Raw genomic sequence first — 17,797 nt, forward strand, 5'->3', positions numbered from 1 at the left:
GGCTCGCAGGGACAATATATTGATAGTTTTGGAGTTTTGCGGTTATGTTCGATCCGCGGGAAAAAGTGGTTTTGTTTATAGATGGCGCAAATCTTTATGCGACCTCGCGCGCGCTGGGAATAGATATAGACTATAAACTGCTTTTGGCATCCTTTCAGGAATCAGCCTATCTGCTGCGGGCTTATTACTACACAGCCTTGGTGGAAGACCAGGAATACTCATCCCTCCGTCCATTGATTGATTGGCTCGATTACAATGGTTACACGGTGGTCACCAAGCCTGCAAAGGAGTTCGTTGATGCCCAGGGTCGCCGCAAGGTGAAGGGCAATATGGACATCGAACTGACCATCGATGCGCTCGAGATGTCCTCGCACTTCGATCACTTCGTGTTGTTTTCGGGCGACGGTGATTTCACTGCGCTCGTATCGGCCTTGCAGCGGCGGGGAAAGAAGGTGACGGTCGCATCCACCCTTTCGACGCCGACCCCGATGATTTCTGACGACCTGCGCCGACAGGCCGACCATTTCCTCGAAATTTCGACGCTTGCCAAAAAGGTGGGACGATCGCAGGTTGACCGTCAGGTCTCTGCCCGCGAGGATGCCTGATCGATTCTCCGACCTTTGACCGCCGTTGGACCAGACCAACCCACCTCCTGACTGCCCGCTTTGTCCGCGCCTCGTTGCCTTTCGCGAGGACGCGCGCGCGCAGTTTCCCGACTGGCACAATGCCCCCGTTCCCAATTGGGGTGATACCTCGCCGCGCCTTCTGATTGTCGGGCTTGCCCCCGGCTTGCGCGGGGCGAACCGCACAGGACGCCCGTTCACCGGGGATTATGCGGGGGACCTGCTCTACGCAACGCTCCGCAAGTTCGGGCTGGCCGAGGGCGAATATGGGGCCGATCCCGCCGATGGGATGGTTTTACGGGATACGATGATCGTCAATTCGGTCCGCTGCGTTCCCCCGCAGAACAAGCCGACCGGGCCCGAGATCAACACCTGCCGCCGCTTTCTTGTCGCAACGCTCAATGCAAGTGCGCAAGCGAAAGCAATCCTGGCGCTCGGGCGGATCGCGCATGATTCCCTGTTGACGGCGCTCGGCGAACGTCGGGCTGCGTTCCCTTTCGGGCACGGCGCCGAGCATCGGCTGAGCGATGGACGCATGCTCTTCGACAGCTTCCACTGCTCGCGTTACAACACCAATACGGGCCGGCTGACGACCGAGATGTTCGAGGATGTTGTCGGGCGGGCGGCGGCGTATATTGCCGGCTAGGTAGGTGGCCCGCGCCAAATCTTGCGGGCCGGACGTTCTAAAAAGATATGTGACTCGGATCTGGCGATTTCCTCAAAACCGTGGCGCCGATAAAGCGACCCCACGGGATTCCACCGAAGATACTCGCACCTGACCGGACGTTCGGCACTATCGGCTAGCATCAGAACATGTAGCAAAATTGCCGTGCCCCAACCTCGCCCGTGCAGTTCGGGCAAGAGATAGAACTCGCCGAACCGGATATGATCGGGCAGAATCCACCATGAAAGCGTACCTATACGCCGTTCCCCCTTGGCTATCGCAAAGAACGGCTTGACCGAATAGTGGCGGCGATGGACTTCACGCTGATAGATATCATCCCAACCCCACCGCGGAGCGATGTGAGGCGCCATCGCGGCTCGCTTTATTTCAAACGCAAATTCCCTGTCGGCGGGACGAGTTGAAAGTCTCGGAAACGAAAAATCGGGGGCAAGATCAGGGATATCCATGAAGTCCGCCCCATTTTATCCCTGCTTGAGCAACCGCTGCTTGTCGCGGGCCCAGTCCCGGTCCTTTTGAACGGAGCGTTTGTCGAAATTCTTGCGGCCCTTGGCGAGACCAATCAGGAGTTTGGCGGTGCCCCGATCGTTGAAATAGAGCTTTAGCGGTACAATGGTATTACCCGCGCGCTCGACGCCGCGGGCGAGTTTTGCCAGTTCCTTTTTCGATACCAGCAGTTTGCGGCGGCGCTTTTCGTCGTGGTTGAAACGGTTGCCCTGGAGGTATTCGGGGATGGTGGCGTTGATGAGCCAGAGTTCGCCGCCTTCGGGCGAGACATAGGACTCCGCGATCTGAGCCTTTCCCGTGCGCAGCGATTTGACTTCGGTTCCGGTGAGCATAATCCCGGCCTCGAGCGTATCGAGCACCTCGTAGTCGAACCGGGCCCGCCGGTTTTCGGCAACAGGTCCGTGCGAGATCATACCGCTTTGCTTTTTGGGGGCCATGTTAGCCGTTTATCAACCCCGCATGGACAAGCGCGTCGTCGATTGCCTTGCGGGTGCCTTCGGTTACCGGCACCATCGGCAGGCGCAGGTCTTCGCTGCACAGGCCCATGCGTGAAGCCGCGTATTTGACGCCCGCCGGATTGGGCTCGATGAACAAAGCTTTGTGAAGCGGTACGAGGCGATCCTGAATGGTGAGCGCCGTTGCGTAGTCCCCGGAAAGGCATGCGTTCTGGAAGGCAGCGCAGAGGGCGGGCGCGACATTGGCGGTGACCGAGATACAGCCCCTCCCCCCATGCGCATTATACCCCAGCGCGGTAATATCCTCGCCCGAGAGCATGACGAAATCGTCGCCCAGTGTAATCCGTTCGAACGAGGCGCGGCCCATGTCCGAGGTGGCATCCTTGATGCCCACGATATTGGGACATTCGTCGCGCAGGCGCTTGATGGTGTCGACCGCGATATCGACCACCGTGCGGCCCGGCACCGAATAAACGATCACTGGCAGACTGGTGGCTTTTGCGACGGCCTTGAAGTGCTGGAATTGGCCCTCTTGGTTGGGCCGATTGTAGTAAGGCACTATGGACAGGATGCCATCGGCTCCAGCCCGTTCGGCGAATTCGGCCAGTTGGACGGCCTCGCGCGTCGAATTGGAGCCCGCGCCGGCAATCACGGGCACGCGCTTTGCGGCGACCTCGACGGTCAGCTCGATGACGCGGCGGTGCTCTTCGTGGCTAACCGTTGGGGACTCACCCGTCGTGCCGACCGGCACGAGACCGTTCGAGCCTTCGTCGATCTGCCATTTGACGAGGCGCGCGAAGGCGTCTTCATCAATGGCACCATTACGGAACGGCGTTATCAACGCCGGGATCGACCCGCTAAACATCAGTAATCCTCGGTTGTGGTCCACCGGCGCGCCCGGTGGTTCTGTGACATCCGCGTTTTGCAGCAAGGCGTGGGGGCTTTGCAAGCCCGGAACCCAACGGAGCGCAACATAATGTCAGATATCGGGCACAACAAGCAGGTTCGAGCGCGAACGGCAAGACTTGCAGGTCTGTGCAGCCGTGCTAAGTACCTTCGATGTTTTCCTTCCTGCGCCGCAACAAGATGCAAGAGCATCCCGCTTTCCCCGCCATGCCGGCGACCATGGTGACGGCTGGACCGGCGCGGCTGCAACTGGCGGTGCATATGTCGGGGAGGACGGGTGGTGCGCTGCCGCCATTGATCTGCATCGGCGGATATACGCGGAACATGTTGGACTTTGCGGACTTCATCCGCAATTTCCGCGCTCAGTACCCCGAGCGAAGCGTGGCCACGCTTGACCTGCCCGGCCGCGGTCGCTCGGCGCATCTTTCGGCCAAATCGGGCTATTCCTCACTACATGATGCTGGCGCGGCCATTTCGGCGATTACCGCGATGGGCATCGGGCGCTGCATCCTGGTCGGCCAGGGGCACGGCGGCCAGGTGGCAATGCTCATCGCGCGGGCGCAACCTTCGCTATTGGCCGGTGTCGTGCTCATCGATGCAGGGCCGGTGACCGACCCTCGGGGAATCGTGCGCGTGCGCAGTAACGTCAAGCACATCGCCGCGCTCAAATCGGGATCAGCAATGCAGGACGCTGCTCGGAAAACCGTGGCAGCCGACTATCCGGGAGAGAGCGAGGCGCGCCTTGACGCTTTGATCGCGCGGCAATATCGGCAGGACGGGCATGGGCGGCTTGTTCCCCTGTTCGATACGAGACTGATCGCGCAGCTCGAACAGTTCGATTTTGACGATGTTCTCGAACCGCAATGGCCACTGTTCGATGCCCTTTCCCCTTTCCCGCTCATGCTGGTGCGAACGCAGCTTTCCGACCAGCTACGGCGCGAAACCTTCGAGGAAATGGCGCGACGGCGCTCGGATGCGGCGCGCATCACTATCTCGGGCACTGGCAGCCCGGCTCTGCTCGATGAGCCAGAAGAGTTGCGGGCCATTGGCGAGTTTTGCGCCAGCATCGGCACGCCGCAGGCCGCTGAGGAAGAGGTTGCGTAGGTCCCGCTCGCCTCGAGTGCATCGGGGCGTCGTTTCTCGTGACGGGAAACACTTCCCTCAACGACATGGCCACCTGAGCCTCCCGCAGTTCCATTCCGGCACTTGCCCGGGATTAGCTCGAGGCTGCAAATTGAGGGGCCAAATCCCGGCCCATACGATACCCCGTCGGCCCCTACTTTCCGGCCTTCATCAGCGCCTTGGCCTGTTCCACCCATTGCTCGCGCTCGATGCGGCCGCGCAGGTTCAGTTCGGCGTCGAGTTCTGAGGTAGCTTTTTTTGTCAGCTTGGCAATCTGGTCATAGTGGGTGATCCCTCGCTCTTGAAGATTCGCTTCAAGTCGCGGACCTATGCCTCTGATTTTCTTCAAATCATCGGCAGGCCCACTACTGGTGGCGACGGTTTTACGGGCGCGTTGGGAAGAGCCTGGGACCGACGCTTTGCGCCCCGCGCGGGGGGCTTTGCCCTTGGGGGTGGGGGAAACGCTGTCGGCGCTCACCGCGGACTCGCTCGAGCGCGCAGGCTGCTCGGCGGCGGCCACGGGGTCGGCGGCCGGCACCAATGCAGGCGCGCGCGAGGCCGCAATGCGCCGCGCGAGATATCCGACGACACAACCGAGCAGGAAGGCGACGAGTAAAAACAGCGCGCTTTCGATAATATGGGGTGTTGCGTCCATCAGTGCTTGCCCTCCGACCCAGCGCTCTCGGGCAGGCTATACCAGCCGGTCGCTACGCCGATCGCGAAAGCGATCGCGAGGAACGGCCAATAGATTTGCAGCAGATAAAGCAAGGCGCTGAGGGTCATTGGAAAAATTCTCCCACATTTGCGTGCCTCTCAATACAGGCATCGGCGCCCCGTTCGCAAGTCGTACGGCCCGAAATCACGGCGCGGGCCGCGCAATATCCTCGAAGCTGAAGACAATGCGGCGGTTTTGCCGCTTGCCGTCTGCGGTGGCGTTGGTCGCTATAGGCAGGCTTGCGCCATATCCCACCGCATAGAGACGCGCCGGATCTACGCCCAACTCGACCAACGCATCGACGACGGCCTCCGCGCGGCGTATCGAAAGGATGAGATTGGCTTCGGTAGTGCCGTCGGAATCGGTATGACCCTCTACGAAAATAGGGGCATCGGGACAAATCGCGAGGTGTTCGACGAGACCCGGAAGCAGGTCGAGCGACGCGGCGGTAGGCGTTGTGCCGGCCGAAGGGAAGAGAATGGCCTTGTCGGCCATATAATTGGATACCGCCTCGCGGCAGATATCGAGTGCTGGCGGCGCGATGACCAGCGTCTTCCAGGCAACATCGGGTGTTTCGCTTGAGAGCATGGCGAGCGCGGCGTTGCTAACGGTGTCTATCGCCGCGTTTCCGCTCAGCAGCCATGTGCCGTCGCGCAGGACAACCTGCCCGGTATCGAGAAGGTCAAGCGCGCGCAGACCGGTGACCGCTGTGGGACGGAAACCATCCGGGGCATGAGGATTGGTCGCGATGCGGTCGATATAGACCGGAATTTCGTCCATTGCGATGATGGTCTGCAGGACCGAGGCAGGGGCGTTGCCGCGCAGCGCTATAACGCCATCCGCACCCTTGACCGCCTGGAAGGTATAAGCCGGCTGGGCGGGTTGTTCGGCGCCCTCCTCCCCCACCATGTCACCCTGGGACTCATTCCCGGGGTCCAGTGCGGGGTTTTCCGCAGGTTCGGAGTCCGCGGGAGCATCGTCCTGGTTTCCGGGGACAAGTCCCGGAATGACATCGGTTGGGGTAGTTGATTCGGTGCGCTCCTCCCCATCCATGTCACCCCGAGATTCATCCCAGGGGTCCAGAACCGGGCTTTCCACAAGCACGATGCGCCATTGTTTCGCCGGGGTCAGGGCTTCGGCGAGAGCGGAGACGACATCGGAACGCGTTCGGCCGGCAGCAAGTTCACCCTCAATGTACCATCCCTCTCCGTCCAGCCCCGCTCGGCCGTTTGCAAGCAAGCGCGAGACTTCGAGCGCGGCGAGGGCATTGAGAACGAAACCCTCCGGAGCACCGTCCCGGACCACGGATTCGTCGTCCAGCGCGGCTTGGGCGCGGACTTTGAAGTAACGTTGAAAAGCCTCTGCAGGGACATCGCCGGATACAGTGATGGCACCGTTAGATATCGCAAGGGTCCAGAGGTAGGTGGCCTGGCTCTCGCTCTCGTCCGAGGGTGCAACTTCGAGGACCTGGTACTGCGCAAGCCGCAGTTCCCCGGGCGCTGGCTGTGACGCAGCAGGCGTGACGAGGGCCACAAATGAAAGGCAGGCCGAAGCGGAGATTTTCAGGAACGAACGGGCGGGCATAACAGACTCAGGCTAGGACCAGGTTGGATAGGTGTTTTGTGCGACGATTCGGCAAGCGGATGATAGTGGAGGGCCGCGCAGGTGCCCGCGTGTGAACCGGATAAGGCCCCGCCCTAACCCGTCCTTTGAGGGCGAGGGGAACTCTCGCATCATTGTCAGGCCATAGCCCGGCTGGGGCCGAGGTTCATGCCCCCAACACCTGCGTGGGTGGGGGTGTGGGTCCCGGTCTCCACCGGAAAAGCGAAGGGAATGTTTGGGGCCGTCTCGGCCAAAACCTGTCACTGTCCGAGGGGGCAACAAAAGAAAAGGCCCGGCGGTGAGCCGGGCCTTTCCGATATGCGTCGCGTAACGCGAAGACCTGATTAGAAGGTCTTCTTTGCGTTGAACTTCAGCTTGTAAGCGCCGTAGGAGTTGACTTCGAGGCCAGCACCGGTCTCGAACCCGCCACCGGGCTTGTAAGCAACGCCGAGTTCACCGTAGAAGGCGCCGTCGTCAGGAAGAGCAGCGAAGGTACCAGCGGTCTTGTATCCAACCGCACCATCGACTGTCAGACCGTCAGAAACTTCGAAGGACGCACCGAGAGCAATCTGCCAGACTTCGGTGCCCGCAGCGACTGCATCACCCGAATCCCAATCCCAGTAGCGCGCACCGAGATTGATCTTCACGGTGTCGGTTGCCTGGAAGCCAACCGAACCACCAAAGCCGAGACCCGTCACATCAACACCAGGACCGCTCGGATTGCCGGCACCGACCGAAGCAAATTCAGCCGAAGCTGCGATGGTGAACAGGTCGAAAGTCGCCTGACCCGAGATCAAGCCGTTGAAGTATTCCTGGCTGTTGCCCGAAAGAGCCGCAGTCAGCGCGAACTGGTCGAACTTTGCGGTTGCACCGGCATGGAAGCCCCAAACAGCATTGGCAAAGCTATTGAGCGCATCGTCAGCAAGGACCGTCAGATGAGCTTCACCCCAGGCACCCTTGGCTTCGACAAAACCAACCAGCGTACCGGCGCGAGCGTCGGTCGTGATGACGTTAAAGCCACCAGGAGCGGTCCAGCGATTGATGTTCTCGAGACCGATACCGGCAGAGATGCCATCACCGAATTCGGTCGTAACCTGGATGGAGGTGCCGCCGGTACGGATGAGATCGCCGAACTTCCAGTCAACGCCGGTGTCGACCTTGGAAGAATTGAACAGGCCGAGGTAGTTGTAGGGCTCATCGGAGCCAAACTTGCCAATCGAGCCCTTCATGCCAGCCATGAGGACGGTGGTATCACCGAACGAAACATAGGCCTGCTCGAAGCGAACGTTATGCCCGGTATCACCGGCGTCAACACCGCCGCCCGAACGCTGACGCTCACGCAGAACAAGGACGGCCTTCGCAGCGCCGGCATCGGTCTGGGTGGTAGCTTCGAAACGCAGCAGAGCTTCGAGACGCGAACGCCAATCGGTCGTGCCGTCGTTGTCATCGATGCTCTCGATGCCGCCGCCGTCACCGTAGGCAAAGTACCAGGGAACGCCCGGACCGTAATCACCGATACGGAACTCATATTCCACGTGGCCCGAGATCTTCAGGCAGGTATCGGAAGAAGCAATGGTCAGACCAGTGATGCCGTAGGCATCGCACACGTCGAGCGAAACGAAGCTCGCGCGCGGATCAGCAGCGAAAGCACCCGAGGTAAGGGCAACAGCTGCTGCAGAACCCAGAAGAAGGCTCTTGAGTTTCATAATTGACCTCCAAAGTCAGTCATTCAGTTTGCCGGGGTTGCCGGCGGTTTGTCGAAACGCGACCACAATTGTTATTGGTGTCGTGTGTTGCCGTCGCGCTGCGACCGACAAACGATCCCATGCATGGACTCGCAAGCATCACTCTACTGACGCGCGCGCCGTTCGCAACAAGCCAAACGACCATCAACAGGGCTTCTGACAGGGTTGCGCTCCAGTTGTTGCAAATTGAGCACACATCTGGAAACCACCTGTTAACACTTGTGTCGCGGGTGGTTGAGGATCGGTAAATCGAGGCGTGCGGGGGCCACAGTGCCGGGTCGGGTCTTGCTCTTGCGATGGACCGAAGGGACCACCGCCCACCGGCTATTGCAACCCGGAAATTCAGGGCATCCAATGCCTTTTGAGCGTTCGCATCCCGGCGCGATGCATGTATGCAAGATGCCGGATAACGCAAAATGGCCATAAAGCTACGGTGTAGCCGAAGGCAATCTAACATTGGAGACCGGTCCTTGAGAACTTGCCGCCAAATATGCGCATTGGCCTTGTTCCTGGCGGCAAGCGCTCTTCCCTCATTGGTCCGCGCGCAAGAAGCCGCTGAGGTAACGGAGCAGATGCTGACCGATCTCGATGCGCTGATTATCGGTACACAGGTGACCACCCGCTGCGCGCTCTATGATTCGCGCCTTTCCTACCTGACGCCCCTTGAAGCAACGGGGGTGGAAATCCGCATTCTGGAACTCGAAGCTGCGCTTGCGACGGAAATCGAGGATCTTGCCGATGAGACTTCGGCCATGCGCGCGGAAGCCAATAGTATAGCCTGCGGCTCGGAAGGGCTCGAACCGTTCCTCGATTTCAACCGGCAGGTGGCGGCCGACGTCATCGATATCGCCCTCGTCGCCTGGCAGGCGATAGAGATCGAACGATGCTCCTATTTCGTAGACGACGATTTCCTTGCCGCGACCGGCCGCGCCAAAGTGCAAGGGGCGGCGGTTGACCTATCGCGCGATCCGGAGCGGGCGCGATACATCACGGAGATGGCGCAGGCCTGGGTCAACCTCTTTGCGGAAAACTGCTTCAATCTATCATTCGAGCCGACGCAGAGACTTCCGGGACTCATCGCCCTGGCGCTCCCGAGCGGGTCCTAACCCCGGCCTCACTTTCCCTCTTTTCGGGCTGGAGAGTTTGCGATAATAGGCTCGCAGCATTTGCCGCATTCCCTTGGGAATGCACCGGCTGATGGGGCTGTAGCTCAGTTGGGAGAGCGCGTCGTTCGCAATGACGAGGTCAGGGGTTCGATTCCCCTCAGCTCCACCATTCATTTATCTCTCGCGCCGTACCGTTCGCCGCATAACACGCCTTGTCATTTGGCCTCGCGCCGGCGGGCTGCGCGCTATGATGTGTCCTGTGACGTCCAGGGGCCGTCGCCGCTCAGAACCCGGCACTTGTAATGGTGGCGAAGAAGAACGGGGCGTATTCAGGGGTACCGTACATGTTGCCCAGTTCCACGCGGGTGGGGATGAGAAACCCCTCATGGAAACCCGACTCGATCATCCGGCCTCCGAACGGTTGCAGACGCCAAACCTTTTCAGGATTGGCGTCCGTCCAGCGCAGCGCCTGGATCTCAACGAGATTTCCCGCCGTATCGAGCTTGATCTGCATCGGCTCGATGCCGCGGGCACGGGCGAAACGGATCTCGGCCGTGTCGTCCCCCGTTTGCGTCCATTCGGCGCCGAACTGCGGAAGTAGGCTGGCCGGGACCCAGACCGATTCCAGCATCAGACGCGTGAGGGCAGCGCTCGCATGATCCTCGTTCCCGCCGAAGCGAGCAAGCGGAACGACGCCGCCGAGCCAGAACTTGGTCCAGCTGTCTGCCGGGCCGCCATCGGGGGCAAAATAGCCATCCGAACCCCCGAAACGCATCGCTCCCGAGCCGATCTCCGCCTGCCAGACGAAGCCGCGTGCGGGCGGCGCAAGAATTTGCCGTGCAGTCATCGGCATCTCGTTGCCATCCATCATGAAACTACCGGCCATTTCGAGCCGGACGGTGCGATGAAGGGCGGTTCCGGGGGTTATGGCTCGGGCAAAATATCGCCGCGCGACTTCGGGAAGGCCTTCCACCATCGCCGGGTCATAGACCGGGGGATTGGTCTCACGCAGACCTTCGAGAGCGTTCCAGACGGAACGGGCCTGCGCCGCGTCGCGCGAATGAATCCAGGCGCCGAACGCCGCGCTTGCGACTGCCAGAGCGACCAGGATCAGCACGGCTATCCCCAAAATGGTCATGGGGCGGGCAATCCTGGTCGAGCGGCGTTGCGCGAGGTTGCCGGCAAGGGATTCGAACGCGGGTCGAGACGACATTTGTATACCTCAGGGCCAGAGATCCGGTCTCTATGCGCCGTTTTTAGCCGCCGTTCTTTGATCCCGATCATAGAGCGGTAGCCTGCCGGTGGCCAATATCGACAGACCCTTCGCCGGCCGCCGCGTCAAAATTGCCCGTTGTCCGTCCGGCGCGCCGGGGTTAGTCAGGAAAGAGGAAGGTGAGCCTTGAACCATTCGACGCGGTCAGTTTTGAGAGAGATCGGCGCGGCGGTTGCCGTGCTGTCCATCTACGTGCTGACCCTGCTGATGCCTCTCCACCAGGCGGCGGCGACGCAGCGTGGATTTGCCGAACTGGGATATGAGACCATCGCGGGATGGTCGGTCTGCACCGTCGCCAAAGGGGCGGAAAAGGATTCGGACACGCCGGCAGCGGTCAACTGCCCCGTCACCGGCGTTACAAAATACGATCTGGCGCCCCACGTCGATCCTGCAACGCCGCTAATCGTTCCGGCCATGGAGGCGATTCGCTACGGTGCCCTGGCGCTTGGGCACCCCAAAGGCACCCGTCATTCCGACGGCCACCCGCGCGCGCCTCCGGTCGCGGTCTGATCCATGTTTCCGCGCGGCACGGCGCCGTGCGCACTCAGACCCACACATACCGGAGATCGATGATGATCCGTGTTCTTTCACGCGTAGCGCTTGCCGCTGCCACACTTACCACACTGGCTGTTCCGGCTTGGGCTCACGCGACCCTTGAGGTGCGGGAAGCCCGCATCGGCGCGAGCTACAAGGCCGTCATGAACATCCCGCATGGCTGCGGGAAGGAGGCCACTCACACCGTGCGCATCCAAATCCCCGAAGGATTCTTTGCCGCCAAACCGATGCCTAAACCCGGCTGGACGCTCGAAACCGTCACCGGTCCTTACGAGAAGACCTATCTCAACCATGGCAGGGAAGTGACCGAGGGCGTCCAGGAAATCGTCTGGTCGGGTGGCCATCTGCCGAACGAATGGTTCGACCAATTCGTCTTTCGGGGTACGTTCGCCGATACGCTCGAGCCAGGCCCCTTCTACTTTCCGACAGTTCAGGAATGCGAGAACGGCGAAGAGGCCTGGATCGACACGAGCGGCGAGCACGGCGCATCTCATCCCGCCCCGAAGCTGTCGCTTGTCAAAGGTGACAACTACGGCCACTGAGCGGATATCGACTGCCGGCAGCCCGGCCGGTTGCAATTGATGTCTGTGAGGGACGGCGTGCACGTGTTGCACGCCGTCGTGAGGGAATGGGGCTGATGCGCGTCCTGCTTCGATATCTGGCGGCGGCGATTCTGGCGGCATTTGCTGCCGGTCCGGCCTACGCTCATGCCGTGCTGCTCACGACCGATCCGGTTGCAAATGCCGTGGTCGCCTCGGCGCCGGCGGAGGTCATGCTCGGGTTCAACGAACCGGTGAGCCTCCTCGCGGCATCGCTGATTACACCCGGTGGAGAGCAAATCGCGATCGATCCGGCAGGTTTGGGGGGAGAATACCTCGCGGTTCCGCTTCCCGGCGGCCTCGGCCAAGGTACACATCTCCTGAGCTGGAGGGTGGCATCAATCGACGGCCATCCCGTTGGGGGAACCACGGTATTTTCAGTCGGCGTCGTGACTGGCGGGATAGTCGAAGCCGCCGGTCACCCGGCGGTCGTCGGCTTGCTGCTCGCCAGCAAAGTGCTGATCTATCTTGGGGTTACCCTGGGCATCGGCGGTGCGGTTTTTGCGGTTGCTTCTGGTGAACTGCCGGGCCTGGCAGCAAGAACCGCAAAGACTGCCGCATTCGCCGGGGCAGTTGCCACACCGGTATCGTTGGGCCTGCATGGCGTGGACGCTCTGGGGCTTGCGTTGACAGGCTTTTTCTCGGCCGCTGCATGGTCCGCTGGTCTTGCGACGAGCTATGGAATGACCGTCCTGGCGCTGCTTGTGGCTCTGACCGGCGCGCTTATGAGTTTCATGACACCTAAAAAGAGCTGGTCCGTTGCGTTTGCGGTGGCCGCGTGGGCCGCCGCTGCGGCGGCCTTTGCCATTAGCGGGCACGCGGGCTCGGCCGAACCGCAATGGCTCACGCGGCCTGCGGTTTTCCTGCACCTGGGCGGCATCGTCCTTTGGGTTGGCGCCCTGGTTCCCCTGGCCGTACTGCTTCTGCGTGCGCCCGAGCATGCCGTGCGGCCACTGGCCCGATTCTCGGCCTTCGTGCCCTACCCTGTCGCGGCGCTTCTCGTTTCCGGACTGGCCCTCGCGATGACCCAGCTCGGGCCTGACACGGAATACTGGTTCTCACCTCACGGATATATTCTCGCCGCGAAGCTGGCGCTGGTTGCGGTCCTCTTCGGGTTGGCGATCTGGAACAGGTGGGCCCTGACCGGCCCGGCGCTCTTGGGCGACTCTCGTGCTGCTCGCAGGCTCGCCGGGAGCATCGTTTTAGAGATCGTCGTCGTAATCGCGATTCTGGCGCTGGTCGCGGGATGGCGGTTCACGCCGCCGCCGCGCGCGCTGACCCTTCAGGCAAGTGTGCCGATCGCCTTTCATATCCACACGAATACGGCCATGGCGGACGTCGCAATCGAGCCCGGACGGGTCGGATTCAATACGATTTCCGTTTATCTGATGGATGGCGAGTTCGCTCCGGTGGAGCCGGTCTCGGTTGTTGCCGCCATTTCGGCGCCCGATCGCGGAATCGAGGCCTCGCGATTCGAGGCAGTCCTCGATGATGACGGGTTCTGGCGCCTTTACGATGTTCGCCTACCGGTCGCGGCGGACTGGCAGTTCGATCTCGAAATCCGCCTGTCGCGTTTTGAAATGGTGCGGCTGAGCGAAACGTTCACATTGCCCTGAAATCTCCGAAAAGGACCACGAAATGAAAATAGTCGCATCAGGCATTCTCCTAATTTCGCTTTTGGGCGCCGTTCCGGCTTTCGCCCACGATGCCCACGCCGGGCGCGCCGCAGACATCATACGCGTCGGCGATCTCGAATTGTCGGGCGCGTTCACGCGCGCAACGCTTCCCAACCAGCCGGTTGGTGCCGGGTATCTGACAATCACCAATGGGGGGGAAACCGAAGACCGGTTGATCGGGGGCAGCGCGGCTTTCGCCGGTGACGTTCAGATTCACGAAATGGCCGTGGTCAACGATGTGATGAACATGCGCGAATTGCCAGACGGACTGGCAATTCCCGCCGGAGAGAGCGTGGTGCTCACGCCGGGCGGGCTGCACATCATGTTCCTGCAGTTGCAGCAGGCGCTGGTTGAAGGCGAGCCGGTTGCGGTAACGCTGGAATTTGCCAATGCCGGTACGGTCGAGGTGGAATTCGTCGTCGCGCCAGCCGGCGCGCGCGAAATGCCGGCGGGTCACCATGGCCACTGATTACGGCACGAAGAACTCGGCGTGCGCGTCGGCGATTTTCGGGAGCGAGTGCAGCACTTCCGAGAGGTGTAGGCGCATGGCGGCTTCGGCGGCGTCGCCGGAGCCCGATTCGATGGCATCGACGATGGCCAGGTGCTGACGGATGATGGTTTCGACCGGGGTGGCGTTGGAAAGCGAGAGGAACCGGACGCGATCCATCTGGACCTTGAGATCCTCTGCCACCCGCCAGGCGTTCTCGCACTCGACGATCCGCGCGATAGCCTGGTGGAAGGTATCGTCTAGGGAGAGGAAATGAGCCTGATCCGGGTGGTCGCCCGAAGCGGCCTGCTGCGCGACCAGATCGCGCAGTTGCCCAACATCGTCTGCGGACGCCATTTCCGCCGCGCGACGAACGACGGCGACCTCAATCGCCTCGCGGATGAAGCGGGCGTTCTCCACCTCGCGGCGTGAAATCAGCAAGACGAAAGTGCCACGCTGGGGGCGGATATCGACGAGACCGACTTCGGCGAGCTTGATGAAGGCCTCGCGCACAGGCTGGCGGGACACGCCGAGCTGGCGAGCGATTTCGGCTTCGGAGAGGAGATGGCCGGGCTTGAACTGGGCGCGAACGATGGCCTGCTTGAGCGCCTGATACACGCGATACCCTATCGTCGCTTGCCGCGAGCCGGTTCCGTCATCGGCCAATAGGGCCAACTCGAAACCGCCGACCGTCTCAACGCGTGCGCTCCGAATTCCTCCCATTATACTCGGCCCGGCTCCCTGGCTGTGGCGACGTTGTACCCGGTAGTTAGGACGTTCTGCCGGGGGGCAAGTCAAGCAATTGACTCCTGCTCTACTACCATACTAGTATTGAATTGTCACGCCCGGTCATTTTGAGATAACCGGACTCGTCAGGGAGGATATCGATGACATTTCACCGTTTTACGGGCCTGCTTCTTGCGGCCACTGCCAGTTTCACCATAGCCACGGCGGCGAATGCCCAGGACTATACGCTGAGCGTCAACACCGCACTTGCCACGACCGACCCGCTTTACAAAGGCCTCGAAGCCTTTGTCGAAAGCGTCGCGGAGCGTTCTGATGGCCGGCTCGAAGTGCGGCTGTTCCCCAATTCGCAACTCGGTCCGGATGAGGACGTGCTGGAGCAGGCCCGCGCCGGCGCTCCCGTTGCGGTTGTGGTCGACGGCGGACGCCTTGCCGTCTTCGTCAATGAGTTCGGCATTCTTGGCGCACCATATCTGGCGCAGGGCTACGACGGCATCCGCAAGGTCGTCACGTCCGATATCTTCGAGCAGTGGGTCGAGATGCTGCGCGACGCCTCGGGCCATCAGGTTCTTTCGTTCAACTGGTGGCAGGGGGAACGGCACCTCGTGACCAAGAAGCCCGTGACGACGCCAGCTGATCTCGCGGGCGTGCGCCTGCGCACGCCGGGCGCACCCGTCTGGCTTGAAACCGTTGCCGCAATGGGTGGCGTGCCGACGCCGATGCCGTTCGGTGAGGTCTACAGCGCCCTTCAGCAGAACGTCATCGACGGCACAGAAGTGCAGCTTCCCGCTCTCGTCGGCGCCAATCTGCAGGAAGTCATCACGCATGTGACGATGACCGGGCACATCAACCTCATCACGGGCCTCGTGACGAGCGCGACCTGGTTCGATTCGCTTCCCGAGGACCTGCAAGTCATCCTGCGCGAAGAGGCGCTGGCTGCAGGCGACGTTGCTTCCTACGGCACGCGCGATGCACTGGCCGGTATCGAGGCGCGGCTGGTCGATGAGGGTATTTCCGTCGACTACATCGACGTTGCCCCGTTCGTCGAGGCGACCGAGGTCGTCTACGACAAACTCGGGTATGGTGGGCTTCATGCCCTTATCCAGGAGCTCGTGGCCGAGTAAGCTGTCCTCCACTTATCCGCCAGACTTCCGGGGCCACGGCCCCGGAAGTCGTGCATCCTCTTGGAGGCGTTCCAAATGCTCAAACGACTCGGGCAGATCGAACTTGCCGTAGCCGGCGGCATTCTCGGCCTCATCACGGTCATGGTCTTTGTTGCTGCCGTGATGCGATTCTTCGGCCACCCGCTGATCTGGTCGGTCGATTTGGCGCAACTGCTGTTCATCTGGCTGTGCTTTCTCGGGGCGACACGTGCCTTGCGCGAGAAGGGGCATCTGGGCGTCGACGTATTGATCCGCCACCTGCCCTATATGGGTCGTCTCGTTGTCGAGACGGCCATCACGGTGATCGTGATCGTGTTCCTCGTGGTCCTCGCCAAGGAAGGCGCCGACCTCACCATGCTCAACAGGCAGCGCGTCTATGGTGATAGCGGCCTTTCCTACGGGTTCGTCACCATCGCAGTTCCTGTGGGCTGCCTGCTGCTTTCAAGCTCGCTGATCTACAACGCCATCGTCGCCTGGACCCGGCGCGACGGGGAGACACTGATCTATTCCCGGCTCGATTTCGGCGTACCAGCCAAGGCTGGAGACTAGCTCATGTGGCTGATCGGCAGCGTTTTCTTCGTTCTGCTCTTTATCGGCGCGCCGGCGGCGTTTGCCATCGGCATTGCCGGGTTCGTGTTCTTCATGACCTCGGACATCATGCCGCTTTCCATCGGCGTGCAGCGCATCGCGACGATGAGCCAGAGCTTTCCCCTGCTCGCAGTCCCGTTCTTCGTCCTGACGGGGCATTTGATGAACGCAAGCGGGATCACCGAGCGGCTGTTCAAGTTCGCCAACGTCGCCGTCTCGTGGATGGCGGGTGGGCTGGCGCAGGTTTCGGTCATTCTGTCGGCCCTGATGGGCGGGGTGTCTGGATCGGCCGTCGCCGAGGCGGCAATGGAAGCGCGCATTCTTGGCCCCTCGATGATCAAGCAAGGCTATTCTAGGGGTTTTTCGGCCGCCGTCATCGCGGTCACCTCGCTCATTACAGCGACCCTGCCCCCGGCAATCGGACTGATTCTTTACGGCTATGTGGGCAACGTCTCGATCGGCCGGCTTTTCCTCGCGGGGATCGTTCCCGGCATGCTGATGATGGCGATGCTGATGGTCACCACCTATTTCATCGCGCGCAAGCGGAACTACCGTGCTGCCGATACGCGGCTGCCGACGGCCAGGGAATTCTTTGCGGCGATGTGGGGCGCCAAATGGGCATTGCTGTTCCCCATCTTGCTGGTGTTCTCGATCCGCGGCGGCCTGTTCACTCCATCGGAAGTTGGTGCCGGCGCGGTGATCTACGCGCTGCTCGTGGGCTTTTTCGCCCATCGCGAGCTCAACTGGCAGAAGATTGTCACGGCCATAAACCACGCGGTTTCCGATATCGGCATGATCATGCTGATCATCCTCATGTCGGGCATGATCGGATTTGCGATCACCTTCCTTCAGGTGCCGCAGCAGGTTTCGGGCTTTATCCTTGGTGGCATCAGCGAGCCCTATCTCATCGTCATCACAGTGCTGCTGATCCTGTTCGTCATGGGGCTGTTCATCGAATCCACCGTGCTCGTCCTGCTGCTCACCCCGATCTTCGTGCCCATCGTTACCTCGGCAGGCGTGGATCCTGTGCAGTTCGGAATCATGATGATGACCATCGTGACTCTGGGCGGTATGACGCCGCCCGTGGGCGTGGCGATGTTTGCGGTGTGCAGCCTGCTCAACTGCCGGATCGATGAGTATGTCCGGGAGTCGATACCCTTTATTGCGACCGTGGTGGTTCTGGTCCTGTTGCTCTTGTTCATACCGGACCTGACGCTGTTCCTACCCCGGTTGGTGTTCTAACGGAGAC

General features: G+C 61.2%; 20 protein-coding genes and 1 tRNA gene. 12 read left to right on the forward strand and 9 right to left on the reverse strand.

What is annotated here, in order from left to right:
* The first annotated feature begins 44 nt into the window (after window positions 1-44).
* A complete protein-coding gene (locus I2G20_RS07410; protein WP_196259056.1) occupies window positions 45-605 on the forward strand; it encodes a LabA-like NYN domain-containing protein in 561 nt (186 codons plus the stop codon).
* Between the two features lie 25 nt (window positions 606-630).
* Window positions 631-1,269, forward strand: a complete 639-nt coding sequence (locus tag I2G20_RS07415) for a uracil-DNA glycosylase (RefSeq protein ID WP_196259057.1) — start codon at window positions 631-633, stop codon at window positions 1,267-1,269.
* On the opposite strand, the gene I2G20_RS07420 is transcribed toward I2G20_RS07415, so the two are convergent.
* From I2G20_RS07420 to dapA, 3 genes are all read right to left on the reverse strand, one after another.
* Window positions 1,266-1,658, reverse strand: a complete 393-nt coding sequence (locus tag I2G20_RS07420; RefSeq protein WP_207747568.1) for a GNAT family N-acetyltransferase — start codon at window positions 1,656-1,658, stop codon at window positions 1,266-1,268. The two genes, I2G20_RS07415 and I2G20_RS07420, sit on opposite strands and share 4 nt — an antisense overlap.
* A 111-nt stretch (window positions 1,659-1,769) precedes the next feature.
* Entirely contained in the window at window positions 1,770-2,225 is a 456-nt protein-coding gene (gene smpB, locus I2G20_RS07425; protein WP_425502626.1) for an SsrA-binding protein SmpB, read from the reverse strand.
* A 25-nt stretch (window positions 2,226-2,250) separates the two neighbouring features.
* The gene (gene dapA, locus I2G20_RS07430) at window positions 2,251-3,132 is read right to left on the reverse strand and encodes a 4-hydroxy-tetrahydrodipicolinate synthase (RefSeq protein WP_196259060.1); all 882 of its coding nucleotides are present in this window, start codon (window positions 3,130-3,132) and stop codon (window positions 2,251-2,253) included.
* Window positions 3,133-3,326: 194 nt separating this feature from the next.
* On the opposite strand from dapA, the gene I2G20_RS07435 reads away from it, so the two are divergent.
* The gene (locus tag I2G20_RS07435) at window positions 3,327-4,277 is read left to right on the forward strand and encodes an alpha/beta hydrolase (RefSeq protein ID WP_196259061.1); all 951 of its coding nucleotides are present in this window, start codon (window positions 3,327-3,329) and stop codon (window positions 4,275-4,277) included.
* A 172-nt stretch (window positions 4,278-4,449) separates the two neighbouring features.
* Here I2G20_RS07435 and I2G20_RS07440 read toward each other — a convergent pair whose 3' ends face one another.
* The 4 genes from I2G20_RS07440 to I2G20_RS07450 all read right to left on the reverse strand — a co-directional run bounded on the left by I2G20_RS07440 (window position 4,450) and on the right by I2G20_RS07450 (window position 8,318).
* A complete protein-coding gene (locus I2G20_RS07440) occupies window positions 4,450-4,950 on the reverse strand; it encodes a hypothetical protein (protein WP_196259062.1) in 501 nt (166 codons plus the stop codon).
* Window positions 4,950-5,078 carry a hypothetical protein gene (locus I2G20_RS17385; RefSeq protein ID WP_281389632.1) on the reverse strand — a complete coding sequence of 43 codons (129 nt, stop codon included), beginning with the start codon at window positions 5,076-5,078 and terminating at the stop codon, window positions 4,950-4,952. Before I2G20_RS17385 ends, I2G20_RS07440 begins: the two co-directional genes overlap by 1 nt.
* 76 nt (window positions 5,079-5,154) lie before the next feature.
* Window positions 5,155-6,594, reverse strand: a complete 1,440-nt coding sequence (locus I2G20_RS17390; RefSeq protein WP_281389633.1) for an OmpA family protein — start codon at window positions 6,592-6,594, stop codon at window positions 5,155-5,157.
* A 362-nt stretch (window positions 6,595-6,956) separates the two neighbouring features.
* The gene (locus tag I2G20_RS07450; protein ID WP_196259063.1) at window positions 6,957-8,318 is read right to left on the reverse strand and encodes a porin; all 1,362 of its coding nucleotides are present in this window, start codon (window positions 8,316-8,318) and stop codon (window positions 6,957-6,959) included.
* A 611-nt stretch (window positions 8,319-8,929) separates the two neighbouring features.
* On the opposite strand from I2G20_RS07450, the gene I2G20_RS07455 reads away from it, so the two are divergent.
* Together I2G20_RS07455 and I2G20_RS07460 are read left to right on the forward strand one after the other, a co-directional pair.
* Window positions 8,930-9,463 (forward strand): hypothetical protein, encoded by a 534-nt coding sequence (locus I2G20_RS07455; RefSeq protein WP_196259064.1) that lies wholly within the window; start codon window positions 8,930-8,932, stop codon window positions 9,461-9,463.
* Between the two features lie 93 nt (window positions 9,464-9,556).
* Window positions 9,557-9,632 (forward strand) — tRNA-Ala (locus I2G20_RS07460).
* Window positions 9,633-9,746: 114 nt separating this feature from the next.
* Here the strand turns inward: I2G20_RS07460 and I2G20_RS07465 are convergent.
* A complete protein-coding gene (locus tag I2G20_RS07465) occupies window positions 9,747-10,601 on the reverse strand; it encodes a DUF6544 family protein (protein ID WP_196259065.1) in 855 nt (284 codons plus the stop codon).
* Between the two features lie 261 nt (window positions 10,602-10,862).
* Between I2G20_RS07465 and I2G20_RS07470 the strand changes: the two genes are divergently transcribed.
* The 4 genes from I2G20_RS07470 to I2G20_RS07485 all read left to right on the forward strand — a co-directional run bounded on the left by I2G20_RS07470 (window position 10,863) and on the right by I2G20_RS07485 (window position 14,035).
* Window positions 10,863-11,246, forward strand: a complete 384-nt coding sequence (locus I2G20_RS07470; RefSeq protein WP_196259066.1) for a hypothetical protein — start codon at window positions 10,863-10,865, stop codon at window positions 11,244-11,246.
* Between the two features lie 59 nt (window positions 11,247-11,305).
* The gene (locus I2G20_RS07475) at window positions 11,306-11,833 is read left to right on the forward strand and encodes a YcnI family protein (RefSeq protein ID WP_246472927.1); all 528 of its coding nucleotides are present in this window, start codon (window positions 11,306-11,308) and stop codon (window positions 11,831-11,833) included.
* A 95-nt stretch (window positions 11,834-11,928) separates the two neighbouring features.
* Window positions 11,929-13,506: a copper resistance CopC/CopD family protein gene (locus tag I2G20_RS07480; RefSeq protein WP_196259067.1), complete on the forward strand. Its 1,578-nt coding sequence runs from the start codon at window positions 11,929-11,931 to the stop codon at window positions 13,504-13,506.
* A 22-nt stretch (window positions 13,507-13,528) separates the two neighbouring features.
* Window positions 13,529-14,035, forward strand: a complete 507-nt coding sequence (locus I2G20_RS07485; RefSeq protein WP_196259068.1) for a copper chaperone PCu(A)C — start codon at window positions 13,529-13,531, stop codon at window positions 14,033-14,035.
* On the opposite strand, the gene I2G20_RS07490 is transcribed toward I2G20_RS07485, so the two are convergent.
* The gene (locus I2G20_RS07490; RefSeq protein ID WP_196259069.1) at window positions 14,036-14,776 is read right to left on the reverse strand and encodes a GntR family transcriptional regulator; all 741 of its coding nucleotides are present in this window, start codon (window positions 14,774-14,776) and stop codon (window positions 14,036-14,038) included.
* 164 nt (window positions 14,777-14,940) lie between these two features.
* Here I2G20_RS07490 and I2G20_RS07495 point away from each other — a divergent pair, with 164 nt between their 5' ends.
* From I2G20_RS07495 to I2G20_RS07505, 3 genes are all read left to right on the forward strand, one after another.
* Complete coding sequence (locus I2G20_RS07495) at window positions 14,941-15,921, forward strand: C4-dicarboxylate TRAP transporter substrate-binding protein (protein WP_196259070.1); 981 nt, start codon at window positions 14,941-14,943, stop codon at window positions 15,919-15,921.
* Window positions 15,922-15,996: 75 nt separating this feature from the next.
* Window positions 15,997-16,509: a TRAP transporter small permease gene (locus I2G20_RS07500; protein WP_196259071.1), complete on the forward strand. Its 513-nt coding sequence runs from the start codon at window positions 15,997-15,999 to the stop codon at window positions 16,507-16,509.
* 3 nt (window positions 16,510-16,512) lie between these two features.
* Complete coding sequence (locus tag I2G20_RS07505) at window positions 16,513-17,790, forward strand: TRAP transporter large permease (RefSeq protein WP_196259072.1); 1,278 nt, start codon at window positions 16,513-16,515, stop codon at window positions 17,788-17,790.
* Window positions 17,791-17,797: the final 7 nt, after the last annotated feature.

This window comes from Pelagibacterium limicola, assembly GCF_015694405.1.
Taxonomy (GTDB): domain Bacteria; phylum Pseudomonadota; class Alphaproteobacteria; order Rhizobiales; family Devosiaceae; genus Pelagibacterium; species Pelagibacterium limicola.